Here is a 25,787-nt window from a genome sequence, read left to right as displayed (position 1 = left end):
GTGCCTTCTTTTTATTCTTCTGTCAGTTCTGCTTCTTCTTCCTCTTCAGAAAGCTCTGCCTCTTCCAAGACTTCATCTTCTGTTACGGTTTCTTCTGCAGCTTCCAGTGCTTCCTCTTCTGCCTCGTCTAAATCGTCGTATTCTTCTTCCTCATCGCCATCTGTATCCAGCTTAATGTTTGCGTATGTCTTCATACCTGTACCTGCCGGAATCAGCTTACCGATAAGAACATTTTCTTTCAAGCCGATAAGCGGGTCAATCTTACCTTTGATAGCAGCCTCTGTAAGAACCTTGGTTGTTTCCTGGAAGGAAGCTGCGGATAAGAAGGAATTGGTTGCCAGGGAAGCCTTTGTGATACCCAGCATTACCTGCTGTCCCTCTGCCGGCTCTTTACCCTCTGCAATCAGTTTCTGGTTTTCTTCTTCAAAGTCCAGAACATCTACCAGTGTACCCGGCAGGAATTCTGTATCTCCGTTGTCCTCGATGCGGATTTTCTTCAGCATCTGACGAACAATTACCTCGATATGCTTATCGTTGATTTCTACACCCTGAAGGCGGTAAACTCTCTGAACCTCGCGAATCATGTAATCCTGTACCGCACGAACACCTTTGATTCTCAGAATATCGTGTGGATTTACAGAACCTTCTGTCAGCTCGTCACCTGCTTCCAGATAATCGCCGTCCTGTACTTTAATACGGGAACCGTATGGAATCAGGTAAGTCTTGGACTCACCGCTCTCATTGTCTGTAACAATAATTTCACGTTTCTTCTTTGTATCTTTCAGAGTTGCAACACCCTTGATTTCAGTGATGATAGCAAGACCTTTCGGCTTTCTTGCTTCAAAAAGCTCTTCGACACGAGGAAGACCCTGTGTGATATCGCCGCCGGCAACACCACCGGTATGGAAGGTACGCATGGTAAGCTGTGTACCAGGTTCACCGATAGACTGCGCTGCAATAATACCAACAGATTCACCAACCTGTACCGGCTCACCGGTTGCCATGTTAGCGCCGTAACATTTTGCACAAACACCAATCTTACACTTACAGGTAAGAATTGTACGGATTTTCACGGTATCGTATGGTTTACCTTCTGCATTCACGCCCTCTGTCACCACTCTAGCAGCACGTTTTGGCGTAATCATATGGTTTGCTTTTACGATAACATTTCCGTCTTTATCTTTAATTGTTTCACAGGAGAAACGTCCTGTAATACGCTCCTGAAGACTTTCGATTTCTTCTTTTCCGTCTGTAAAGGCTTTAATCCACATACCCGGAATTTCACCTGTACCTTCACAGCAGTCCACATCGCGGACAATCAGTTCCTGAGATACGTCAACCAGACGTCTTGTCAGGTAACCGGAGTCAGCGGTACGAAGAGCCGTATCAGACAAACCTTTACGCGCACCATGCGCAGACATAAAGTATTCCAGTACGTCCAGACCTTCACGGAAGTTAGACTTAATAGGCAACTCGATGGTGTGACCGGTTGTATCTGCCATCAAACCACGCATACCAGCCAGCTGTTTAATCTGCTTGTCAGAACCACGGGCACCGGAGTCTGCCATCATAAAGATGTTGTTATACTTATCCAGTCCTGTAAGCAGAGCCTTTGTCAGGGCATCGTCCGTCTTCTTCCATGTATCTACAACTTCTTTGTAACGCTCTTCTTCTGTAATCAGACCACGTTTAAAGTTCTTTGTAATTAAGTCTACAGTATCCTGTGCCTGTTTAATCATTTCCGGTTTCTGAGGCGGCACGGTCATATCAGAAATAGATACGGTCATAGCCGCTCTTGTGGAATATTTGTAACCCATTGCCTTGATTGCGTCCAGAACTTCTGCGGTCTTAGTTGCGCCATGGGTATTGATAACCTTTTCCAGAATCTGTTTTAACTGTTTCTTGCCTACCAGGAAATCCACTTCCGGAAGCAGTTCATTGCCCGGAATGCTTCTGTCCACAAATCCCAAATCCTGAGGAAGGATTTCATTGAACAGCAGACGTCCCAGTGTAGATGCCACTTTTCCTCTTAAAACAGTTCCGTCAGCCATTTTCTTCTCTGCGTAGATAAAAATCTTCGTCTGCAGAGTAATCACCTGGTTTTCATATGCCAGAATGGCTTCATTTACACTCTTGAACACCTTACCTTCGCCCTTGCTTCCCGGTCTTTCCTGAGTCAGATAGTAGATACCAAGTACCATATCCTGTGAAGGAACCGCTACCGGACCACCGTCAGACGGTTTCAGCAGGTTGTTTGGTGAAAGCAGAAGGAAACGGCATTCTGCCTGTGCTTCTACAGACAATGGAAGGTGAACCGCCATCTGGTCACCATCAAAGTCTGCGTTGAACGCTGTACAAACCAGCGGATGCAGCTTAATCGCTTTACCCTCTACCAGAATCGGCTCAAATGCCTGAATACCAAGTCTGTGCAGAGTAGGTGCACGGTTTAACATAACCGGGTGTTCTTTAATAACATCTTCCAGTACGTCCCATACAGCCGGTTCCAGCTTTTCTACCATCTTCTTGGCATTTTTAATATTATGGGCAGTACCGTTAGATACCAGTTCTTTCATAACAAATGGCTTAAACAATTCGATTGCCATTTCTTTCGGAAGACCACACTGGAAAATTTTCAGTTCCGGACCTACAACGATAACGGAACGTCCTGAGTAGTCAACACGTTTACCAAGCAGGTTCTGACGGAAACGTCCGGATTTACCTTTCAGCATATCGGAAAGGGACTTCAGGGCTCTGTTTCCAGGACCTGTAACCGGACGGCCACGGCGTCCGTTGTCGATAAGAGCATCAACTGCTTCCTGCAGCATTCTCTTTTCGTTGCGGACAATAATATCCGGTGCGCCCAGTTCCAACAGTCTTTTCAGACGGTTGTTTCTATTAATAATTCTTCTGTACAGATCATTTAAGTCAGAGGTTGCAAAACGGCCTCCGTCCAACTGTACCATTGGACGTAAATCCGGCGGAATAACCGGAACAACGGTCATAATCATCCATTCCGGTCTGTTTCCGGATTCACGGAAAGCTTCTACAACTTCCAGACGTTTTACGATTCTGGCACGTTTCTGTCCTGTAGAATCCTTTAAGCCTGCTTTTAACTCTTTGGATTCTCTTTCCAGGTCAATGGCTGCCAGAAGCTCCTGAATCGCTTCTGCACCCATGCCTACACGGAATTCTTCGCCGTATTTTTCTCTGGCGTCCTGATATTCTCTCTCTGTCAATACCTGTTTGTACTGCAGGTCTGTAGTTCCTGCGTCCAGTACAATATAGTTTGCAAAGTACAGAACCTTTTCCAGAGTTCTTGGGGACAGGTCAAGAATCAGACCCATTCTGGAAGGAATACCCTTAAAATACCAGATATGGGAAACCGGCGCTGCCAGTTCAATATGTCCCATACGCTCTCTGCGGACAGCTGCTTTTGTTACTTCAACACCGCATCTGTCGCAGATTACGCCTTTATAACGAATCTTCTTGTACTTACCGCAGTGACACTCCCAGTCCTTGCTCGGTCCGAAGATTCTTTCGCAGAAAAGGCCGTCCTTTTCCGGTTTCAATGTTCTATAGTTAATGGTTTCCGGTTTTTTCACCTCACCATGAGACCATTCCCGGATTTTCTCCGGGGACGCCAGTCCGATTTTAATGGCATCAAAGGTCATTGGCTTATATACCTCATTCTTTGCTGTTTCTGGCATTGTGGACTCCTTTCCTCCTTACTCTTCGTCAAGAGCATCTTCATCAAAGCCTAAGAATACATCGTCTTCATCAGCTTCTTCTTCAATATCTACCAGTTCTTCTCCCTCAAACTCCTGTTTGGAGAATCCATGGCTGCCGTAGTCCTCTTCTTCTCTTCCTCTGGAATCGCCTTCGATAATGGAACGCATGTCTGTATCGCCGTAATCCACGTTTTCCATGATTTCCACTTCCTGCATGTCCTCTCCCAGAACTCTTACATCAAGACCCAGGGACTGTAATTCCTTCAGAAGTACCTTAAAGGATTCCGGAACACCCGGTTTCGGAATATTATCGCCTTTGATGATTGCCTCATAAGTCTTCACACGGCCGATAACATCATCGGATTTTACGGTCAGGATTTCCTGCAGAGTATAAGATGCACCATATGCTTCCAGCGCCCAAACCTCCATTTCTCCGAAACGCTGACCGCCGAACTGAGCTTTACCACCCAGAGGCTGCTGTGTTACCAGAGAGTATGGACCAGTGGAACGTGCGTGAATCTTATCATCTACCAGGTGATGCAGCTTCAGGTAGTGCATGTGTCCGATAGTTACCGGACTGTCGAAATATTCACCTGTACGTCCGTCACGCAGTCTTACCTTTCCATCTCTTGATAGCGGAACACCCTTCCAAAGCTCTCTGTGAGCCTTATTTTCATCTAAGAACTGCATAACCTCAGGTCTTAAGGTATCCTCATATTTTGCACGGAACTCTTCAAAATCCTCTATATTTACATAATCGTTTGCAAGCTCCAGTGTATCCTGAATATCATTTTCGTTTGCACCGTCAAATACCGGTGTTGCAATATTGAATCCCAGCGCTTTTGCCGCAAGACTCAAATGAATTTCCAGCACCTGTCCGATATTCATACGGGAAGGTACGCCCAGAGGGTTCAACACAATGTCCAGAGGACGGCCATTTGGCAGGAACGGCATATCTTCTACCGGAAGTACACGGGAAACAACACCCTTGTTACCATGACGACCAGCCATTTTATCACCAACAGAGATTTTTCTCTTCTGTGCAATATAAATGCGTACCGCCTGGTTTACGCCCGGTGACAGTTCGTCGCCGTTTTCTCTTGTAAATACCTTTGCATCTACAACAATACCGTATTCTCCGTGAGGTACCTTCAGGGAAGTATCACGCACTTCTCTTGCCTTTTCGCCAAAGATTGCACGAAGCAGTCTTTCCTCTGCAGTCAACTCTGTTTCTCCCTTTGGAGTAACTTTACCAACCAGAATATCTCCGGCACGAACCTCTGCACCAATACGGATAATACCTCTTTCGTCCAGATCCTTTAATGCATCATCGCCGACGCCCGGAACATCTCTTGTGATTTCTTCCGGTCCCAGCTTCGTATCCCTTGCTTCTGCTTCATACTCTTCAATATGAATAGATGTATATACATCGTCCATAACCAGTCTTTCGCTCAAAAGAACGGCATCCTCGTAATTGTAACCTTCCCAGGTCATGAATCCGATTAACGGGTTCTTACCAAGCGCCAGCTCACCGTTTGAGGTAGACGGACCGTCTGCAATCACCTGTCCGGCTTCTACATGCTCTCCCTTAAACACAATCGGTCTTTGGTTGTAGCAGTTGCTCTGGTTACTTCTCATGAATTTTGTCAGATGGTAAACAGATTTTGTACCATCATCATTTTTTATAATAATCTCTTTTGATGCAGCACATTCTACTGTACCTGCTTTATCTGCAAGCACGCACACACCGGAGTCAACGGCTGCCTTGGACTCCATACCTGTACCAACAACCGGCGCATCTGTAGTCAGAAGCGGCACAGCCTGACGCTGCATGTTAGATCCCATGAGCGCACGGTTAGCATCGTCGTTCTGCAGGAACGGAATTAATGCCGTCGCAACGGAGAACACCATCTTCGGAGATACGTCCATGTAATCAAACATCTGACGTTCATATTCCTGTGTTTCTTCTCTGTAACGACCGGATACATTCTTGTGAATGAAGTGTCCTTCTTCGTCCAGCGGCTCATTCGCCTGTGCTACATGGTAATTATCCTCTTCGTCTGCTGTCATGTAAACAACCTCATCGGTAACGCGAGGATTCTTTTTTATCTGTTTTATCAATCTTTCTGTAAGGCGCCTCTACAAAACCATATTCATTGATTCTTGCATAGGAAGCCAGTGAGTTAATCAGACCGATATTCGGACCTTCAGGTGTTTCGATAGGACACATTCTTCCGTAATGGGAATAGTGAACATCTCGTACCTCGAATCCCGCACGGTCACGGGACAGACCACCTGGTCCAAGTGCGGACAGACGTCTTTTGTGAGTCAGCTCACCCAGCGGATTGTTCTGGTCCATGAACTGAGATAACTGGGAAGAACCGAAGAATTCCTTCACAGCTGCAGTTACCGGTTTGATATTAATCAGGGACTGCGGTGAAATACCGTCTAAGTCCTGTGTAGTCATTCTCTCACGAACCACTCTCTCCAGTCTGGAAAGACCGATTCTGTACTGGTTCTGCAAAAGTTCACCAACTGCTCGGATACGTCTGTTTCCCAAGTGGTCAATGTCATCATCTGTTCCAAGACCATATTCCAGATGCATGTTGTAGTTAATATAGATGCCAGAATATCTTCCTTTGTAATGTGCTTTGGAATCAATTCATGAATCTCTCTCTTGATTGCATCTTTGATATCTTCCAGCTCTTCGTTTTCTTCCAGAATCTTTGCAAGCACCGGATAATATACTAATTCTGTAACACCCAGTTCTTTTAATTCCTCTTCGCTTAAGTCCACATGGCTTCTGATATCCACTGCCATGCTGGAAAGCACCTTGATGTTACGCTCTTCGCCCTGAATCCATACATATGGAACAGCAGCGTTCTGAATCTGGTCAGCCAGTTCCTTTGATACAACAGTACCGGCTTCGGCGATAATTTCGCCTGTTGTTACGTCCACGACCTCTTCAGCAAGCATCTGCCCTGCAATACGATTACGAAGGAGTAATTTCTTATTAAATTTGTAACGTCCCACTTTTGCCAGATCGTAACGACGTGGATCAAAGAACATGCTTGTAATCAGACTCTCTGCGCTTTCCACTGCCAGAGGTTCGCCCGGTCGAATCTTTTTGTATAATTCCAGCAGACCTTCCTGATAGCTTTCAGAAGTATCCTTTGTAAAGCTGGCTAAAATCTTTGGTTCTTCGCCGAATAAATCTATGATTTCTGCATTCGTGCCAATACCAAGCGCACGAATCAAAACAGTAATAGGGACTTTTCTGGTTCTGTCTACACGCACATAGAATACGTCATTGGAGTCGGTTTCATATTCCAGCCATGCGCCCCTGTTCGGGATAACAGTAGAGGAATACAGGGTTTTGCCCAGTTTGTCGTGTGCGATTGCATAATAAATTCCCGGTGAACGTACTAACTGGCTGACGATAACACGTTCAGCACCGTTAATAACAAACGTACCGGTTGCTGTCATCAGTGGCAAATCACCCATGAAAATCTCATGTGTGGCAATTTCACCGTTTTCTTTGTTGTGTAATCTCACCTTTACTTTCAAAGGCGCTGCATATGTTGCATCTCTTTCCTTACACTGCTCGATGGAATATTTCTTTTCATCTTCACACAAAGTAAAGCCAACAAATTCCAAGCTCAATTTACCGCTATAGTCTGCGATTGGAGAGATGTCTTCAAAAACCTCATTTAAACCTTCGTCCAGAAACCACTGGTAAGAATCTTTCTGAACCTCGATGAGGTTTGGCATTTCCAGTACCTCTTTCTGGCGCTGGTATGACATTCTCATTGCCTTACCATTAGTTACGGAACGGATTCTGTTTTTCTCCATTGACGTTTCACCCCTTGTATGTTTTAATTTAAATTAATGCTGAAGTCTTTTTATAGACTTCTAGGCATAACTTGCCATAATAGTGCATTTCTCACTATATCATGCTTTGTCAAGAATGTCAATAGATTTCCGGGACATATTTTTTATTACATAGGACGCACTTTCCTATGTAATAAAAAAACTGCCGCACCGATGATTTGCATCACCATATGCGGCAGTTCTATTCTCTCGGAAATATTCAGAACACTTAAATTATTTAAGAGTAACTTTAGCGCCTTCTGCTTCCAGTTTAGTTTTGATTTCTTCAGCTTCTGCTTTAGATGCAGCTTCTTTCAGAACCTTAGGAGCTCCGTCAACTACTTCTTTAGCTTCTTTTAAGCCTAAGCCTGTAGCTTCACGAACGATTTTGATAACTTTAACTTTGTTTGGTCCAACTTCTGTTAATTCTACGTCGAACTCATCTTTTTCTTCTGCTGCTTCTGCTGCTCCGCCTGCTGCTGCTACTACAACACCTGCTGCTGCAGATACACCAAATTCTTCTTCACAAGCTTTTACTAATTCGTTTAATTCTAATACGGATAATTCTTTGATAGCTTCAATAAATTCAGCTGTTGTTAATTTTGCCATTATTATTTACCTCCAATTTTTCATTTATTATATGATTTGTTTTGCCCTCTGGGCGGTCACTCCACTAAAACTGCTTATTAAGCCTGCTGTTCAGCAATCTGGTTAAGCACACGAGCGAAGTTTGTAATAGGTGACTGGATACTTCCAAGCAATTTTCCAAGAAGTTCTTCTCTTGAAGGAACCTGGGAAAGTGCTTCGATTCCTGCCTTATCATAGTAAGCGTCTTCTACAACACCTGCTACTAATTCCAGTGTAGGAACTGTTTTTGCGTATTTAGCAAGGATTCTTGCAGGAGCTGTTGCATCTTCTGCACATACAGCTAAAGCATTTGTTCCTTCTAAATGCTGGCATAATTCTTCGCAAGCTGTTCCTTTGAATGCAAAGTTCATCATTGTGTTTTTGTAAACTTTGTAAACAACTCCAGCTTCTCTTAATTCCTTACGCATCTGTGTATCCTGTTCAACATTGATACCTTTGTAGTTTACTAAAACTACTGCTGCTGCATCTTTAATGCTGTTGGAAATCTCTTCTACGACAGGTTTTTTAAGTTCTACTTTTGCCATGAATGATTGCACCTCCTTATTTTTTTAGGCTGCGCTGCTCAAAATCAAGAAAACCTCTTTGCACAAGACAAAGAGGTTCAAAGTCAATCTTATATATCAAGAATGAATCTTTCCTCGGCAGGCGTTTTTATCCTTATGCCTTACGGCACCTGCTGTCTTCGGCAGCTATTCCTCTGATAAACTATCACAAAAACAGAGGATTGTCAACTGTTTTTTATAAATATTTTTTCAACTCTTCAACCTTATCCAGTTTTTCCCAAGGCAGATTCAAATCATTTCTTCCGAAATGTCCATAAGCTGCTGTCTGTTTGTAAATCGGACGGCGAAGGTCAAGCATTTTGATAATACCGGCCGGTCTTAAATCAAAATTTTCACGAATGATTTCCACCAGACGGTTATCAGAAAGCTTACCTGTTCCAAAAGTATCCACCATAACAGAGGTCGGGTGTGCCACACCGATTGCGTAAGAAAGCTGAATTTCACATTTCTTTGCCAGACCTGCTGCTACAATATTTTTTGCCACATAACGGGCTGCATACGCTGCAGAACGGTCTACCTTTGTGCAGTCCTTACCAGAGAAAGCGCCGCCGCCGTGACGGGCATATCCGCCGTAGGTATCTACAATGATCTTACGTCCTGTCAGACCGCTATCTCCGTGAGGTCCGCCGATGACGAAGCGTCCTGTAGGATTGATAAAGAATTTTGTATTTTCATCTACCATTTCCTGCGGAAGAATCACATCAAATACGTGTTTCTTAATATCCTCGTGAATCTGCTCCTGAGTCACTTCCGGGTCGTGCTGTGTAGAAAGAACTACTGCGTCCAGACGTACCGGTCTGTCATTTTCATCATATTCTACCGTTACCTGTGTTTTTCCGTCCGGTCTTAAATAAGTCAGCGTTCCGTCCTTGCGAACTTTTGTAAGCTGTAAAGCCAGTCTGTGCGCCAGAGCGATTGGGTACGGCATATATTCCTCTGTTTCATCTGTTGCAAATCCAAACATCATGCCCTGGTCACCGGCTCCGATCGCGTCCAGCTCTTCCTCTGACATTTTGTTTTCTTTTGCCTCCAGAGCTTTGTCTACGCCCAGTGCAATATCTGCTGACTGCTCGTCAATGGTTGTAATAACACCGCAGGTATCTGCATCAAAACCGTATTTTGCTCTTGTGTATCCGATTTCACGAACTGTATCTCTTACAATTTTCGGAATATCCACATAAGCGTTTGTTGTGATTTCACCCATTACCATTACCATACCGGTTGTGGTTGCTGTTTCACAGGCTACACGGCTCATTGGGTCTTTTTCCATAAGTGCGTCCAAAATGGCATCAGAAATGGCGTCGCACATTTTATCCGGATGGCCTTCTGTTACTGATTCAGATGTAAACAATCTTTTTTCCATGTATGAATTCTCCTTTTCTTTGTATGTATATTTTCTCCTGCCTGGGGGCTTCACGCAAAAATGAGCCCACCTAAGCGGACTCATGTATATTCGTAATATGAATCCTCTTATTGTTCGACTACTCGCTCAGGTTGGCACCTTCCGCTTGGCGGGGTTGCCGTGACTTCACAGTTCCTATGTAACTCCATCACTCTGAATAAGAGAAAATATAAATATTCAGTTGCAATACTACAATACAGGCTTTTTCGCGGTAAGTCAAGTCTTATTTATCCCACCCGCAGTTGAAACTTCTTCAATTCCTTTTCACTGGATACCTTCTCAATCTCTGCCCCAAGGCTTCTGAGCTTCTCCTCGAATCTCTCATAGCCTCTCTGGATATATACAATATCGTCCACAATGGTAATGCCTTCAGAAGCAAGTCCTGCAATAACCAAGGCTGCACCTGCTCGCAGATCCGGCGCGCTGACTCTGGCTCCGGTAAGCTTCTCCACACCGTCAATAATTGCGGTATTTCCTTCTACCTTAATGTTTGCGCCCATTCTTGCCAGCTCGTCCGCATATTTGAAACGATTCTCAAAAATACTTTCTGTTACAATGCTTGTCCCCTCTGCCAGCACCAGCGCTACAGCAAACTGAGGCTGCATATCTGTGGGATAGCCGGGATACGGCATGGTCTTTACATTTGTGCGTTTCAGACGCTTATTTGCCACTACACGCACGGCATCGTCAAATTCTTCCACCTGACAGCCGATTTCTTCTAATTTGGCAGTGGTTGCTTCCAGATGCTTTGGAATTACATTCTTCACCATAATATCACCCATGGTTGCCGCTGCCGCGCACATAAAGGTACCTGCTTCAATCTGGTCAGGAATAATGGAGTATGTGGTTCCATGAAGCTTGTCCACACCCTTAATACGGATAACGTCTGTTCCTGCACCCTTGATATTTGCACCCATGCTGTTCAAAAAGTTTGCCACATCAACCACATGAGGCTCTCTGGCTGCATTCTCGATGGTTGTATTTCCTTCTGCCATAGCAGCTGCCATCATAATATTAATGGTAGCGCCTACAGACACCATATCCAGGAAAATATGCTTCCCAGTGAGATGGTCAGCCTTTGCCACAACTGCGCCGTGAATAATATCTACAGACGCACCAAGCGCACGGAAGCCCTTTAAATGCTGGTCAATGGGACGACTTCCGATGTTACAGCCGCCGGGAAGGGGAACCTCCGCGTTTTTATATTTGCCTAACAAAGCGCCCAAAAGATAATAAGACGCTCTTATTTTCTTGATATATTCATATTCTACGCTGACATTTCCAATAGTAGCCCCTGCAATCTTTACTTCTGTGGGACCGATACGGTCAACGGTTGCACCAATTTCTCTGATAGCTTCCAATAAAACATTAATATCTCGAACATCGGGTAAGTTTTCAATGTGTACCGTTTCATCTGTCATAATCGCTGCTGCCAGAATGGCAAGCGCTGCATTTTTTGCACCGCCAATCTCCACTTCGCCGACTAACGGGTTGCCACCTTTGATAACATACTGTTCCATATACGCACCTCTTATTATTGACTGCACCTTTGCAGTATTGATATTTTCAAATTATTCTGTTAAATCTATAGAAAAAGCCATATCCGAATCAAAGTCTGTATTTCAAAATAGGTTGTTATTATTTTATGGCTTAACCATTATATTATAACAGATAAGCGCATTTGTAAATAAAAATTAACACTTTCAGCGTCTTCTGCCCATTTTCCCAGAGATATTCTCTATTATTTTTCCAGATTTTCCAATATTTTCTGTAAAGTTTCTTCAATATTCAGATTTTTCTCATCAACAACAATATCTGCGTATTTCTCATATAGAGGCGTTCTCTCATCATACAGGTCTTTTAAGGTCTGTCCCTTTCGCAGAACCACACCTCTGCATCTCAAATTCCCCAGTCTTTTTTTCAAAATTTCATAGTCCAGCTTCAAATACACCACTGTACCGATTTTCTTCAAATGCTCCATGGCCTCTGTGCAGTACACCACGCTTCCGCCTGTGGCAATCACTGTTTTTTCCATATCAATAGAAGCATTCACTCGATTTTCGATTTTGAGAAATCCCGCCTGTCCTTCCTGGGCAATGATTTCCCGCAGCAGTCTTTTCTCTGCCTTCTGAATCAGCAGGTCTGAATCTACAAATTCATAGCCCAGCACCTTTGCCAGAATCACACCTACCGTACTTTTCCCCACACCCGGCATGCCGATTAGCACCACATTCTGTTTATTCACAGTATCTCACCCCTTCTTTTTCGGCTGTTTTTTCTTTCTCTTTTTCTTAATGCTATATCCAAAGGTTCCCAGCTTTTTTCCCAGTCCGTAATATTCCCCATGGGAATAAACAATAGGATTTGCCAAAGCCAAGTCAAACTTGCCTTTTTCATCCATGTATGCAGTATCCACATGCACAGCCAGCACATCTGCAGTAAAAACGCTGTGACTGCCATATTCCTGAATTTCCCGCACCCGGCACTCAATAGACACCGGCGCTTCACCAATCATGGGAACACCCACATGACTTGCCTTTTCACGGGTCAGATGCAGTTCTTTAAACTTATCTACCTCTCTTCCTGACTTTACACCGCAGTAATCTGTGGCAAAGGCCAGCTTTTCCGTTGTCAGGTTGATCACAAATTCTCTGGTATCCAGAAGCATCTGATAAGAATAACGCTCCGGTCTTACAGAAATAGACACCATGGGAGGATTGGTACAGACGGTTCCCGCCCATGCAACTGTGATAATATTGTCATGCCCTTCCTCGTCTGCCACACTGACCATTACCACCGGCAGCGGATACAGCATATTTCCGGGCTTCCACTCTGCTTTTGCCATTTCAATCTCCTTTTCAAACCATTCCTAATTATTATTCTGCTGCAGGGTTCCGATAAAAGCAGGAATCAACTGTTTCTTCCTGGAAACTACCCCCGGAAGCACATAGCCTCCCTGACATTCTTTTACATCAAAGGATTCCTCTACCAGACGGCAACTTCCCTCTCCGTAACAAATAACTTCAGAGGATTCCTCTAAAATATTGGTAAGCATGAAAAAGACCATAGAAATTCCGTTCTTTCCACATTCATGCTCCATGAAAGGAATCAGCCGCTGCTTTAAATCTTCCAGCTCCTCTGCGTTCATGGAGCTTATCTGTCCCACGCCGAAATTCAGCTTATCAGAGGTAAAACGTTTGAAATCCTGATAGAAGATAACCTCTGTGGTCTTTCCTTTCAGGTTGCTGCCTGCTGTAAACATTTCCTTTGCATGCTCCTCAATGTTAATCCCTGCAATCAGAGCCAGCGCTCCTGCTGCCATTTTATCCGAAGAAGTGCAGGTAGGAGAACGGAACATCAGCGTATCAGAAATAATGGCAGAACACAAAAGTCCTGCTATGGCCGGACTGATTTCCAGCGCCTTTTCTGTATACATCTGATACATAATAGTTGCTGTACAGCCCACAGGCTGATTGCGGAACATAATGGGCTGCAGGGTTTCCAGAGAGCCGAGTCTGTGGTGGTCAATGATTTCCAGCACCTCTGCGGCGTCGATATTGTCTACTGCCTGTGTTTTTTCATTATGGTCAACCAGAATCAACTGTTTCTTCTTCATTCCCAGCAAATTACGGCGGGAAACCGTTCCTATGTATTTTCCATGGTTTATTTACCACAGGAAAGGCTCTGGTGGCCGGTTCTGGCACCATGATATCCTTAATATGGTCTGTAAAGTCATCAGTCTGGAAGGTAATCAGATTATTCTTTTTTCATAATATGCTTTACCGGAATACTCTGATTAATCAGACGCGCTACTGTAAAGGTGTCCAGAGAAGACTGAATAATCACACACTGGTTTCGCTCTGCTGCGATTTTAATATCCTCTGCCACCTCTGCGTGATTGCACACAATCATACAGCTTACGTTCTGCTCAATGGCACACAAATGATCTTCATGTCTGTCCCCCAGAATGACCAAATCGTCTTCTTCCAGAAATTCTCCCAGCTTGTCCGGGTGGGCTGGCACCGATAACCACCTTACCCTGTACAAAATAACCGTGGGAATTTCCTGTTACCACTGTGCCGTCCACCGTATTTGCAATACTTCTGTATTGAGTTCTGGCATTGGAAAGGAAGTAATTGTCATGGGCATCCATATAAGATTTCGCAATATCCCCTGTAGTAATCAGCCCTTCCAACTGTCCGTCTTCCTTTGTAATGGGAAGCGTTACTGCGCTGCTCTCCTTCATAATTGCCCAGGCATCTTTAATAGAAATGTTGTTCGGAACCCCCGGTGTTTCTCGAATTTCCATGTCTTTCACCTGAGTTCCCACATCAGAAAGATATCCCGGCGCTTCTACACCGAATTTTTTCAGCACATACTCTGTTTCTTCATTTATCTGTCCTGCGCGCTTTGCCGAATATCTGTATCCGTTATTCAGGCGATTCTTAATATCTGCATACGCAATAGCAGAGCAAATCGAATCTGTATCCGGATTTTTGTGTCCTATAATATATATTTTCCCCTGTTTCGCCATATTTTTTTCCTTTCGGGTTATGATGATTTTATAGTAACACACTTCTAAATCAATGGGCAATTGTGTTATACTGGACGCAAACTGAAAATTGGGAGGTACTAAAATGTCAGAAGAAATGAAAAAACAGGAAACCATGGAAGATTTCATGGACGAAATCAATGCGTCCTTCTCTGATTTCAGAGATGACGATATGCTTATCTGGGACAAACTGGAGCAGATGAAAGAAGATAAAACAGAATTTGAGGTTACAGTAGAAGGAATCGTAAAAGGCGGTGTCATTGCGTATGTAGAGGGAATCCGTGCTTTCATCCCTGTATCCAAGCTTGCTCTTACTTATGTGGAAGACCCGGAAGATTATCTGAAAAAGACTCTGACTGTCCGCGTGTTTGAAGTAGATGAGCAGGAAAACCGTCTGATTCTCTCTGCCAGAGAAATCTTAAAGGAAAAAGCCGATGCCGAAAAACTGAAAAAAATCAACAGCATTCAGGTGGGCAGCATTGTAGAAGGAAAGGTAGAATCCCTGCAGACCTACGGTGCATTTGTAGATTTGGGAGATGGCATTTCCGGTCTGGTACATATTTCTCAGATTTCCGAAAAGAGAATCAAATCTCCAAAAGCCGTGTTACGCATTGGGGATACGGTAACAGCAAAAGTTATTAAAAACGAAGACGGCAAAATCAGCCTGAGCATGAAAGCTTTAATCGAAATTCCGGAAGAAAAGGATGAAGAACCGGATTACGAATTACCGGAAAGTGAAGAAATCTCTACTTCCCTTGGATCCTTATTTAAGAATCTGAAATTATGAAAAGAATATTAAATCGCTTTTTTATTGAAGGTTTTAGCGGTATGGCATACGGGCTGTTTACCACACTGGTACTGGGAACCGGGCTTTGTCAGATTTCCGGTCTTTTAGACGGGCAAGTGGCAGCGTTTTTGCTTCACCTGGGACAGCTTGCCATTGCTCTTACCGGAGCAGGCATTGGCATTGGTATGGCCTGCCGCCTGGAGGAAAGCTCTCTTGCCGCTCTTTCTGCTGCCATTGCAGGGACTGTGGGAGCCTTTGCCAAAGAATTTGCTTCCGGAGCGCTTTTTCAGACAGAGGGAATCTCTTCTCTTGCTGAAAAAACAGAGCCTCTGGGGGCTTTTTTCGCAGCTTTTGCCGCCATTGAACTGGTACGCCTTATAGAGGGCAGAATCCGTTCTGACCTTGTACTTGCCCCTGCTGCCGGAATCCTGGGCGGCTCTCTTGTAGGCATTTGGGCAGGAATCCCTCTAAGTCATGGCATGGAATATCTGGGAAATGCAGTAAACTGGGCAGCGCAGCAAAAGCCTTTTCTCATGGGTATGACCATATCCCTGCTGATGTGTATTTTCATCACCCTGCCACTAAACGCTGCAGCGCTGGCAATCACCTTGCATCTTACCGGTCTTGCCGCAGGCGCTGCTACTGTGGGCTGCTGCTGCAGTATGGTGGGCTTTGCCATTGCCGGATATAAGGAAAACGGCGTGGGAGGTCTTCTGTCCCTGGGGCTTGGCACTCCCCTTTTAGAACTTCCAAACATTCTGAAAAGACCCCTTATCTGGCTGCCTGTCCTTCTCTCCAGTGCGATTCTGGGACCGGTCAGCACACTGATTGCCAAAATGAACAACACAGCTGCAGGAGCCGGAATTGGCAGTATGGCATTACTGGGACAGATTTCCACTTTCCAGACCATGACCGCCCAGGAAGAGCCTGCGGTTGTTATGGTGAAAATCGTACTTCTGCACTTTGTACTGCCAGGAGTGCTGACACTGGGAATCGCTCAGGGTATGCGGAAGCTGCATATGATAAAAGACGGGGATATGAAACTTGAGATGTGAGAAATAAAAGAAAGTCCAAAACTCTGACCCTTATCGCATTTTAAGAAATTATATTCAATTTACTTACAACAGGATTGATGAAGAAAATAAATTTATCCTTTCTCCTGACAAAAAATTCCGATGTATGAACACAGGATTATTGACTATATACAATCAGGAAATCGTTGCTATATTTGCCCGAAACACCGTCAAAGGAAAACAACCTTGGTTCTTCAATGGATTTTTTAAGGAAACGGATAAATTTTTCACAACTAATTTTTCTATGCTTCCACCACTTGCTGATTACTGTGACAACGTCAAAGAACTCGTTTATGAAAATTGCCTGGAAATGATTCTATCCAAAATGCCCTTGACAAAATAGATTAAATACGATATCGTTTATTCAATAAATAATAATTTACAATTACATTTTAAAACTTTTGTTATTTTTCCAGCTATAAATGAGTAAATACCAAATATTGCACAAAATAAAGACACCCGCTGTTGAATGATGTATAATTGAAGTACCAACAAACAACATACTCAAACAACAAGGGGGTGCCCGTTGCAAACAGTATACATCATTCTAACAGTATTTACAATTACTTTAAAACCTTAAAACTCGGCTTATTTTTATCCGATGTGTACCTAAACCATCTGATGACTATCATTGTTTCCGTTTTCCTCCGTGGTTACAGGGGGAAAACTGTAGATTTCGCCGAAGTAAGTAACCAGCATAGAACCACAACCGCCTATTTCCTGAACCACGGCAAGTGGAATGATTCCGCTCTCCAGGATACTTTGAAAAATGCCGTCATACAGGTTATTTATCTGGAAGCGCAACGCTCAGGACAGCCTGTTTTCTGTATTGTGGATGATACGATTGCTTCGCATACCAGGCCTTCGTTACAGGCCGGGCATCCAATTGAAGCGGCGTACTTTCATCAATCCCATTTAAAGGGCTGTCAGGATTATGGGCATCAGATTGTTTCTGTCATGCTTTCCTGTAATGGGCTCATACTGAATTATGCCGACATCCTGTATGACAAATCAAAGTCAAAGATACAGATTGTCCAGGAGATTGCGGATGAACTTCCTGTGGCACCGGTGATTTCCTATTTCCTATGCGACAGCTGGTATACCTCCGTAAAGGTAATGGAGAGTTTTATCCGGAAAGGATTTTATACGATTGGAGCGCTGAAGACCAACCGGGTCATCTATCCATGCGGAATCCGCCAGAAAGTCAGTGAGTTTGCCCTTCATTTGAGAAAAACAGACCGTGCTGTCAGCCTTGTGACCGTTGGCGGCCGTGAATTCTATGTGTATCGCTACGAAGGAGAACTCAATGATATTCCAAACGCGGTGGTTATTATCAGCTATCCCCGGGAAGCTTTTGGAAATCCGAAATCGCTGAGGGTATTTATATCCACAAATGCCGGAATATCCACACAGGAAATCCTTGACACATATACAGAACGGTGGCCAATCGAATTATTTTTCCGTCAGAGCAAAAACAAACTTGCGCTGGACAAATGTCAGATCCGCTCACGGCAGGGAATCGAGCGGTATTGGCTGATCATGTCATTGGTTCATTACATGTGCTGTATGCATTCTGGGAAATACAATACCTTCGAGGAAGGATACCGGTATTTTCAAGATCAAGTCAAAACAGAGCGAATCGGTAATCTGCACCAGTTCATAAAAAATGGCGCGTCACTTGAAGCTGTTTTGAAACTGGTAGGGTAGTTTTGTGCAAATTTCAATATTTGCTCATTTATAGTTTCCAGTTATAACTTACCATTACAACAAATTTTAAGGGAGATGTTTTTCATCTCCCATTTTATTTATGTCAAGCAATTATAAAACTCTTAACTTGTATTACCCTTCTGTCAGCCCCGCAAAAAATTCCTTAATGGCATTGATAATCTTCTGGAAAAAGCCTTCCACCTCTTCCTTGTTAATATCCAGCTTCAGTCCCAAATCCTCAATTTTTCCGTACAAATCCTTTGCCTGTTCCTTCAAAGTTTCCACATCCAGATTCAGACCGTCTATTTTTTCCATAAGCTTCACAATCGCCTGACGGTCTTCTTCAGAAAGCTGAATACTCAGCTCCTCGGCTGCCTGGTCTACTACTTCGCCGATTTCCTCTGCTGTCACTGCCTGGCCGTCTACCACCTGTTCTTTCACCGCGCCGATGAGCTGCTCCGCTTTCTCTGTATCTCCTACGCTCTCTGCCACCTGCCCGGTAATCACAAGCTCATTTGTAGCTGTTTCCACATTTTCCGTCTTCACAGTTTCCCCGGTCATATTTTCGTAGGATTTAATGGCGCCTACCAGCGCGGCTGTACCGGAAATCTCAAAAGGGCCTGCTACAATAATATCCGCGTCCTTAATTCCTGCTGTTGCCAGGGCGTTTTCATACATTCCCGGAGTACAGTAGGTAATATTCTTCGTAGTAACATTAATGCCGTTTCCGTCCTTCTTCCCTTCTACCAGCACAGAAGACAGCGCCCTTGAACCAATAACGCTCTTATCCAGATAAGAATCCAGATAATCATGCTCGTCTTTATTTGTCACTGTCGCCACAGTATACTCCTTCAGTTCCTCCTCTGTCACTCCCAGAAAATGCAACACTGCAGCACGCTCCGTTGTGTTCAAATCCGCACCAAGGGAAACATAAGGCACATTCAGCTTTGCATCTTCCCGGTCTGCATAGACAGAAAATGGGGTTGCTGCTATCATAAGCCCTGTCAACAGTAACGCAATTCCTTTTTTCTTCATATCTCTATCTCCTGTTTTTCAAAACTCTTTGTTTCAAATTTCCACCTCATTATAGCACAAAGTGCTATGAGAAACATCTAAAGTTTATCTAAAGACTTTCCTAATATTCCTTAAATCTTTTTGTTTACCCTTTAAACAAATCCCTCTTGCCCCTCTCCTTTAAACCGTGTATGATAGAAACAGATAAAATTTTTATGCAAAGGAGAACTGCTGTCATGCCCATTGCCAACCAGGAAATGATAAGAAACACCAACCGACGGCTGGTTTTAGAATACATTGTAAACAATCCCCCTGTTTCCAGAGCAGATTTAGCAAAGCATTTGCAGCTTACAAAGGCTACCATTTCCAACATTGTGCAGGAACTGCTGGACAAAAATCTGGTTCAGGAAATCGGAAGCGCCCAGACTGCCATGGGAAGAAAACCTATTTTACTGAAATTCCATCAAAGCTGCGGTCAGGTTCTTGCCATAGACGTGCGCCCGCACCAGATTATCACCCTGATAACAGATTTAAAAGGGGAGAACTGCCGGGTAAAGGAATTTCCCTTCTCTCCTGAAGCGAACCTGCTTCCTCTGTTGGAACACATTATTTCTGAACATATGGAAAACTGCAAAGAAAGTCCTTACGGCATTGTAGGAATAGGTATTGGTATTTACGGTGTTGTGCATAAAAACCGTATTGTTTTCACTCCTTACTATCCTCTTCCTGCGCCAAATCTGAGTGAACTGCTTTCCGGAAGATTTCAGATTCCGGTTTTTTCGGAAAATGAATCCAACTTTTCTGTGCTTGGAGAATCTGCCTTTCGCTGTGGATATCAAAATATGATACACATCAATGTCCACGATGGCATCGGTATGGGAATTTTAGTCAACGGAAAACTTTATAAGGGACAGGACGGATATGCCGGGGAACTGGGACATACCATTCTCTTTCCAGACGGAAAGCCCTGCGCCTGTGGAAATGAAGGCTGCCTGGAACAATATGCTTCTGAACGGGCTATCTTAGAGGAGTATGCACGCAAAATCGGTCAATCCCATGTCAATACAGAAGAATTTTTAAAAGATTACCAGCAAAAACGCCCAGAAGCCATAGAAATGATAAATCTGTTTGTCAAATACATGGCAATTGGTATGAATAACATTGTAAATACCTTTAATACAGACCTGATTGTACTGAACAGCTTTTTCTCCAACTGTATCCCGGATATCAATTCCCGGATTGCAGAATACCTTCGCTGCCACCAAAACAGGGACTGCAAAATCCTTGCTTCCCGACTCCAGGATATTTCCTGTCTAATCGGCGGAATCCGTGTCTGTATCGAACATTTTCTGGATATTGAGCACCTGCAGATTCAGACACTTTCTGCTGATTTGGAGAATCCTGAACATTCATAAAACTTTTGAATTTCGTTCATGATTTCTTCACAACTTCAACACGATTTGAACATATTTAAAGGATATACTAATATCATAAAAATAATACAAAGCACATTATTTTTATATTTTCTTTTTCATATGTCGACTCGCAAGAGTCGGCTCTCCTTCCTTTAATATTTATAGAAGAAAGCCATCGCAGAAAACTGCGGTGGCTTTTCCGTTATTGTATTTATTTTATTTTTGAAAACTCATTGGTAAGAGCCGCAAAATCTTCCAAACTCAGAGCTTCTCCCCGAACACCCTCCGGAAATCTGCAGGCTGCTATGGCATTTTGGATTTCTTCCTTTGTAAAGGAAATTTCCGGTGAATTCTTCAAACCATTTGCCAGTGTTTTTCTCCTCTGGTTAAAAGACGCCCGGATAATCCGAAACATCAGCTTTGTATCCTTCACATCAACCGGAGGGGTTTCATGTCTTGTAAGGCGTATCACCGCACTTCCCACCTTCGGTCTTGGCATAAAACAGTTTGGCGGTACATTTGCTACAATATACGGCTCTGCGTAATACTGCACAGCCAAAGACAGGGCGCCATAATCCTTTGTTCCCGGCCCTACCTGCATGCGGTCTGCCACTTCCTTCTGCACCATAACCGTAATGGAGTCAATAGGCACTTCTCCCTCAAACAATCCCATGATAATCGGCGTTGTAATATAATAGGGCAGATTCGCCACAACTTTTATTGGCCTTCCGCCGTTGCGCTCCTCTGCCAGCTTTCTGATATCTACCTTTAATATATCTTCATTGAGAATGGTTACGTTTTCGTAATCCTGCAGGGTATCTTCCAGAATAGGAATCAATGCCCTGTCAATCTCTACTGCAAAGACCTCTCTCGCCGCGCTGGCAAGATACTGGGTCATGGTCCCGATACCAGGACCAATCTCCAGAACAAAGTCTTCTTTTGTAATCCTTGCAGCATTTACAATTTTATCCAATACATGGGTATCAATGAGGAAATTCTGCCCGAATTTTTTCTGAAAAACAAAATCATATTTTTGAAGAACCTCTATGGTTTTCTTTGGATTTCCCAGATAAGGGGCTGTCATTTTGTTTCCTCCTGTTTAAACATCAAAGTCTTTTTCATACAGCATAATTCTGCCGCTTTCGTCCAGATGGCGTTTCCCCACTCTCTTGCCGGGTCTTCTGCCTTTTTTTGACGCTCTCTTAATGGCTTCGTCCATCATTTCCCGTACAGTGCCAATGGTTACCGGATTTTCCTCATTCTGATTGTCACCAATCAACGTATACAGGGCAAGTACTGCCATGTCGTCAATCTTATATCCCAGTTCCTTTGCATAAGTTTTTGCAAAGGAAACCAACTCGTCATTGGTAAACACCGGAATCACGATGCGGGAATCAAATTTCTTCATGAACTCAGGATAATCTGCCTCCAAAGCACGAATACCCGGTTTTAAATCCTCCAGAATCACGGTCAGACGATTGGTCTTAAATTCCATTGCCTTTGACAGGTTTTCTATGGTCTGGCTGCTTAATTTTCCTGCATTTTCCACTGCCAGAAATCCCCCTGCAAGGGTATTTACCACTGCTGCCGGGTCTTTTTTATTCAACTGTTCTGCAGTCAGGAATGCAACTCTCGCACCCTCCATCTGCCGCTCCTTGCAAAGTGCTTTAATCAGGCCTTCGGAAAGACGAGTCTTTCCGGATCCTTCCCTTCCTGTCACAATGATATTTCCTGTACAGGAGGTCTTTGCACATGCAGATTCCTGTGCTGTATCCAAAGCTTCGTTAATCTGCTGACTCATGCCCGGAATCGGTGCAAAATAAGTAAACAGACGTCTGTGTTCCTCTTCTGTAAGGTGATGACGCATCAGACCCTCAACCGCAGTCTGGAACGCATGTGCGCTGTGCTGTGTATCAGCTTCTACAGATGCAGTCACACGTTTAATATGAGAATCCTCCTTCTGCGGCTCTGCTATATCCTCCAGCTCCTGTGCCAGAACTTCTGAGAAATCAACCTCTCCCAGCTTCTCTTTTACTGCTTCTACCGGAATTTCCTTTGTAGCGCCTTCCGGAACCTGCAGATCAACAGCCTCTGCATCCTCTGTTTCAACCGTATTTACAAGCTCTTCTGCCAGTTCGTCTACCGGAAACTCCCCTGTTTCCTCTAAATTCTCTTCCACATCGACTACGTCTTCTGCTTCCGGACTTTCGGTTTCTGCTGTATCGGAAACTTCGGCTGCCTCCGGCTCTGTTTCAGCGATTTCCGCCTCAGGCGCCTCGTCTGTATCCGCTGTTTTTCTCTTCCACAACTTCAGCTTCCACAACCGCCGATTCCATTTTTTCTGCTGCCAGCGCATCAATTTCTTCTGCCTTTTCAGAAAGCGCTGCTCTTAAATTGTCTGCCACAATAGCTGCTCTTGCAGCTGCCGGTGCAGGTAATCCGGTATCCTGCGCGGTTTCCTTCACATCTTCTTCTACCGTTTCCTCTGGTGCAAAAGCATTTGCTACAGCTTCCAGTCCTGCCTGGAATGCATCCGTATCTTCTGCTTCAGACTCTGTTTCTTCTGAAACTTCTTCTGTACCCGCAGCCTCTTCCTGTACTTCCTCTTTGCTTTCAGACTCTGTTTCTTCTGCTACTGCCTGAGCCAACTCATTTGCTGTTTCTGCCAGAAGCGCTTCCAAATCAAATTCCAGATTTTTTGTATCGGTTCTGAAAGCTTCTGAATCCTCACTTTTTGGTGTAAACATCTGAGATTTCGGCGCTTCTGCCTTAACCTCCATTGTCATAGCGCCGCCTACATGGAACGGCTTAAAGCCTGACTGCCCGTGAATATCCTCAGGTTCTAAATCTTTTACAATATAATCACCCTTTTGAGGCGCAGCGTTCTTTTCCGGCTCACAGGTTGCAGCAATTACCTCTTCATCTGCATTTCCCTGGAAAACATCGCGCAGACCCTGGGCAACCTTATCCTGCAAATCTTCCGGCTGCTGCGGTTTTGCATCAGATTGAGGCATATACTCCGGCTGCTTCTCAGATGTAGGCGCCGGACTGCTCATATCTCCTATGGTAATGCTCTTTAAGATTTCTTCAATTTCCTTATCCTGGCTGCTGTTAAATGCATTTGCTGTAATGTCCGGTTTCTCCGTCTTTGTCGGTTTTGGTTCCGCAGCAGTTCTTCCTGCTGATATACTCTTAAAACGGCTTTCGTATTTCTCCTTCTGTGACGCTGTCAGTGGCGCAAATTTCATCTTTAATTCCATTGCTTTATTCACATATCTGCCTTCACTGAACCACAAAATCAGATCATCACATTCTTCCACACACGCTTCCTTCATTCCGGCCTTTGCATACAGCCTTGCCAGCTCGTAAGCCCAGCGTTCCGTATATTCTCTGTCCTTATATTCCTGCAATATGGAAATCTGTTCTTCAATAGGGGAACGTTTTGCTCTGTAAATTTTATATTTCAGAATGTAACGGCTGTTGTCATTTGGAGATACTTCCACAAACCGCTTGTAATAGTCCACAGCCTCGTCAAAATTCCCCATTTTAATAGAAAGCTCCACCAGTCTGTACAGAACTGTTTTTCCAATAGGCGCTCTCTGGTGCGCGAGAAGAAGCAGCTTCCGGCTGTCCTCATACCGTTTGTTTGCCTCGTAGATTTCACCCACCATACACAAGGTTCTGGCGCTGCGTACTCTTCTCCAGTCAATGGTATCAACAATTTTGAGGGCGCCCTTGTAGTCCTGTCTGTCTACCAGGTCATTAATTTCATCAAGTTTTGCCCTGTACTCGTTTTTGTCCAATTTTTTCACCTCTGTAACTTCTTGATTGGTATATAGTTTCAAATATGTATTCTTATCTATAATTGTTGTTGAGGGTATAAGATTCCATAATTGATTTTAGTTTATCATACTGGGATATAGATGTCAAAGTAAATGATTGGGAGATTCGAAAAGGATTGTGCAATTATAAGTGAATAAAGTGTTAGCTTTCACAGTATAAAACATCTATACTCAAAGGCTCTGCGTATTTTGAGCCGCCTCTCTACTTTGAATATGGAGAACATATTCAGATAGGAAAAATTTTCTTTGCAAATGTAAACTGTGTTATGCTGGACGTGGGTAAAATTACCATTGGAGATAATGTGCTTTTCGGACCTAACGTATCTCTTTATACTGCCGGAAATCCCTGCCGCATAATTCGGGAAATCACAGATGCAGACAGACCTTTTTACTTCAAAAACCGCAGATTTGATGATGAAGTGTGGAAAAAAATAAGTGAAAAACAAACAGAAAAAAGCTGCTGTACAAAACACATCTGACTTTTTGTGTTTTTGTCCAACAGCTTTCTGCCCTCATTTATCTTCTCTTTTTATACCCTGGCAGATGCAAAGATACGTCCTTTGTATTTTCCCAGCACGGCTGCCAGTATGTTTCCCATAATTCCACAGGAAATGACTTCACCAATTCCTACGGTAAGCATCATAAACGGAATCGGAAGCACAACGCCATAGGCATATCGCAGCACAAATGGAACAATAATGATATTTGCCAGTATAGGCGGTAAGACTGCAAGAACTCTGTGGCATTTTCTCAACTGGTAAGTGCCTGCTGCACCAATAAGGGTTGCAATGCTCCCGAAAATAATATCCGGTAAAACAGCGCCGCCGGTAATGTTCCCAATAAGACAGCCTACAAACAGCCCCGGAATCGCAGCAGGTGTAAAAATCGGCAGAATCGTCAGCGCTTCTGCCACCCGAACCTGGACCTCTCCAAAGCTGAAGGGCGCAAATACCATGGTCAGCACCACATAGATAGCAGCAATCATTGCCGCCTGGGTTAAAAAGGTTACACTCTTGTTCTTCATATTCTGTTTTCTCCTTTAGTTTTGTTTTACGTGTGGAAGGTCACGAACACACGATTCATTTTACGCCGGAAATCGGCGGAAAGCCCTTAAGACCTTATTTTTTCCGTAATATACGGAGCAGACTTCCAGTGGACGTCTCCTAGTAATGGGCTTTGCAACGTG

General features: G+C 43.9%; 18 protein-coding genes, 2 pseudogenes, 1 riboswitch and 1 other annotated feature. Of the genes and pseudogenes, 6 read left to right on the top strand and 14 right to left on the bottom strand.

What is annotated here, in order from left to right:
* Positions 1 to 11: 11 nt before the first annotated feature.
* The 9 genes and pseudogenes from rpoC to DQQ01_RS17980 form a co-directional block, all read right to left on the bottom strand.
* On the bottom strand, positions 12 to 3,707 hold the full coding sequence (rpoC, locus tag DQQ01_RS01570) for a DNA-directed RNA polymerase subunit beta' (RefSeq protein ID WP_111917889.1): 3,696 nt from the start codon (positions 3,705 to 3,707) through the stop codon (positions 12 to 14).
* An 18-nt stretch (positions 3,708 to 3,725) separates the two neighbouring features.
* A pseudogene (gene rpoB, locus DQQ01_RS01565) lies at positions 3,726 to 7,580 on the bottom strand (DNA-directed RNA polymerase subunit beta).
* A 252-nt stretch (positions 7,581 to 7,832) separates the two neighbouring features.
* Positions 7,833 to 8,207, bottom strand: coding sequence for a 50S ribosomal protein L7/L12 (gene rplL, locus DQQ01_RS01560; protein WP_111917888.1), 375 nt, complete (start codon positions 8,205 to 8,207; stop codon positions 7,833 to 7,835).
* Between the two features lie 77 nt (positions 8,208 to 8,284).
* Positions 8,285 to 8,770 carry a 50S ribosomal protein L10 gene (rplJ, locus tag DQQ01_RS01555; protein ID WP_111917887.1) on the bottom strand — a complete coding sequence of 162 codons (486 nt, stop codon included), beginning with the start codon at positions 8,768 to 8,770 and terminating at the stop codon, positions 8,285 to 8,287.
* A gap of 38 nt (positions 8,771 to 8,808) precedes the next feature.
* Positions 8,809 to 8,950 (bottom strand) — a sequence feature (ribosomal protein L10 leader region).
* 34 nt (positions 8,951 to 8,984) lie between these two features.
* Entirely contained in the window at positions 8,985 to 10,172 is a 1,188-nt protein-coding gene (metK, locus tag DQQ01_RS01550; protein ID WP_111917886.1) for a methionine adenosyltransferase, read from the bottom strand.
* 104 nt (positions 10,173 to 10,276) lie between these two features.
* Positions 10,277 to 10,375: riboswitch (SAM riboswitch) on the bottom strand.
* 63 nt (positions 10,376 to 10,438) lie between these two features.
* Positions 10,439 to 11,731 (bottom strand): UDP-N-acetylglucosamine 1-carboxyvinyltransferase, encoded by a 1,293-nt coding sequence (locus DQQ01_RS01545; RefSeq protein ID WP_111917885.1) that lies wholly within the window; start codon positions 11,729 to 11,731, stop codon positions 10,439 to 10,441.
* Between the two features lie 221 nt (positions 11,732 to 11,952).
* On the bottom strand, positions 11,953 to 12,426 hold the full coding sequence (locus tag DQQ01_RS01540) for a shikimate kinase (RefSeq protein ID WP_111920791.1): 474 nt from the start codon (positions 12,424 to 12,426) through the stop codon (positions 11,953 to 11,955).
* 36 nt (positions 12,427 to 12,462) lie between these two features.
* The gene (locus DQQ01_RS01535; RefSeq protein WP_111917884.1) at positions 12,463 to 13,056 is read right to left on the bottom strand and encodes a flavin reductase family protein; all 594 of its coding nucleotides are present in this window, start codon (positions 13,054 to 13,056) and stop codon (positions 12,463 to 12,465) included.
* Between the two features lie 24 nt (positions 13,057 to 13,080).
* Positions 13,081 to 14,745: pseudogene (locus tag DQQ01_RS17980) on the bottom strand (putative manganese-dependent inorganic diphosphatase).
* A 103-nt stretch (positions 14,746 to 14,848) separates the two neighbouring features.
* Between DQQ01_RS17980 and DQQ01_RS01525 the strand changes: the two are divergent.
* From DQQ01_RS01525 to DQQ01_RS01510, 4 genes are all read left to right on the top strand, one after another.
* A complete protein-coding gene (locus tag DQQ01_RS01525) occupies positions 14,849 to 15,550 on the top strand; it encodes a S1 RNA-binding domain-containing protein (RefSeq protein ID WP_111917883.1) in 702 nt (233 codons plus the stop codon).
* Complete coding sequence (locus DQQ01_RS01520; protein WP_111917882.1) at positions 15,547 to 16,605, top strand: PTS sugar transporter subunit IIC; 1,059 nt, start codon at positions 15,547 to 15,549, stop codon at positions 16,603 to 16,605. Before DQQ01_RS01525 ends, DQQ01_RS01520 begins: the two co-directional genes overlap by 4 nt.
* Before the next feature lie 37 nt (positions 16,606 to 16,642).
* Entirely contained in the window at positions 16,643 to 16,966 is a 324-nt protein-coding gene (locus tag DQQ01_RS18335; protein WP_111917881.1) for a DUF3825 domain-containing protein, read from the top strand.
* Between the two features lie 278 nt (positions 16,967 to 17,244).
* On the top strand, positions 17,245 to 18,330 hold the full coding sequence (locus DQQ01_RS01510; RefSeq protein ID WP_111917880.1) for a transposase: 1,086 nt from the start codon (positions 17,245 to 17,247) through the stop codon (positions 18,328 to 18,330).
* Positions 18,331 to 18,462: 132 nt separating this feature from the next.
* Here the strand turns inward: DQQ01_RS01510 and DQQ01_RS01505 are convergent, their stop codons facing one another.
* Positions 18,463 to 19,365 carry a DUF1002 domain-containing protein gene (locus tag DQQ01_RS01505; protein ID WP_111917879.1) on the bottom strand — a complete coding sequence of 301 codons (903 nt, stop codon included), beginning with the start codon at positions 19,363 to 19,365 and terminating at the stop codon, positions 18,463 to 18,465.
* A gap of 215 nt (positions 19,366 to 19,580) precedes the next feature.
* Between DQQ01_RS01505 and DQQ01_RS01500 the strand changes: the two genes are divergently transcribed.
* The gene (locus DQQ01_RS01500; protein WP_111917878.1) at positions 19,581 to 20,759 is read left to right on the top strand and encodes an ROK family transcriptional regulator; all 1,179 of its coding nucleotides are present in this window, start codon (positions 19,581 to 19,583) and stop codon (positions 20,757 to 20,759) included.
* A gap of 211 nt (positions 20,760 to 20,970) precedes the next feature.
* On the opposite strand, the gene rsmA is transcribed toward DQQ01_RS01500, so the two are convergent.
* The 3 genes from rsmA to DQQ01_RS16250 are packed head-to-tail and all read right to left on the bottom strand — an operon-like array spanning position 20,971 to position 24,571.
* Positions 20,971 to 21,843, bottom strand: coding sequence for a 16S rRNA (adenine(1518)-N(6)/adenine(1519)-N(6))-dimethyltransferase RsmA (rsmA, locus tag DQQ01_RS01495; protein ID WP_111917877.1), 873 nt, complete (start codon positions 21,841 to 21,843; stop codon positions 20,971 to 20,973).
* A gap of 15 nt (positions 21,844 to 21,858) precedes the next feature.
* The gene (locus DQQ01_RS16255; protein WP_242980483.1) at positions 21,859 to 23,067 is read right to left on the bottom strand and encodes a hypothetical protein; all 1,209 of its coding nucleotides are present in this window, start codon (positions 23,065 to 23,067) and stop codon (positions 21,859 to 21,861) included.
* Positions 23,027 to 24,571 (bottom strand): tetratricopeptide repeat protein, encoded by a 1,545-nt coding sequence (locus DQQ01_RS16250; RefSeq protein ID WP_242980482.1) that lies wholly within the window; start codon positions 24,569 to 24,571, stop codon positions 23,027 to 23,029. The genes DQQ01_RS16255 and DQQ01_RS16250 overlap by 41 nt, the downstream gene beginning before the upstream one ends.
* A gap of 296 nt (positions 24,572 to 24,867) precedes the next feature.
* On the opposite strand from DQQ01_RS16250, the gene DQQ01_RS01485 reads away from it, so the two are divergent.
* The gene (locus DQQ01_RS01485) at positions 24,868 to 25,080 is read left to right on the top strand and encodes a hypothetical protein (RefSeq protein WP_199797976.1); all 213 of its coding nucleotides are present in this window, start codon (positions 24,868 to 24,870) and stop codon (positions 25,078 to 25,080) included.
* Between the two features lie 50 nt (positions 25,081 to 25,130).
* Here the strand turns inward: DQQ01_RS01485 and DQQ01_RS01480 are convergent, their stop codons facing one another.
* A complete protein-coding gene (locus DQQ01_RS01480; RefSeq protein WP_111917876.1) occupies positions 25,131 to 25,625 on the bottom strand; it encodes a QueT transporter family protein in 495 nt (164 codons plus the stop codon).
* Between the last annotated feature and the right edge of the window lie 162 nt (positions 25,626 to 25,787).

Source organism: Blautia argi (assembly GCF_003287895.1).
Taxonomy (GTDB): domain Bacteria; phylum Bacillota; class Clostridia; order Lachnospirales; family Lachnospiraceae; genus Blautia; species Blautia argi.
The sequence above is the reverse complement of the archived record's forward strand: the minus strand, read 5'-3'. Positions and strand labels throughout refer to the sequence as shown.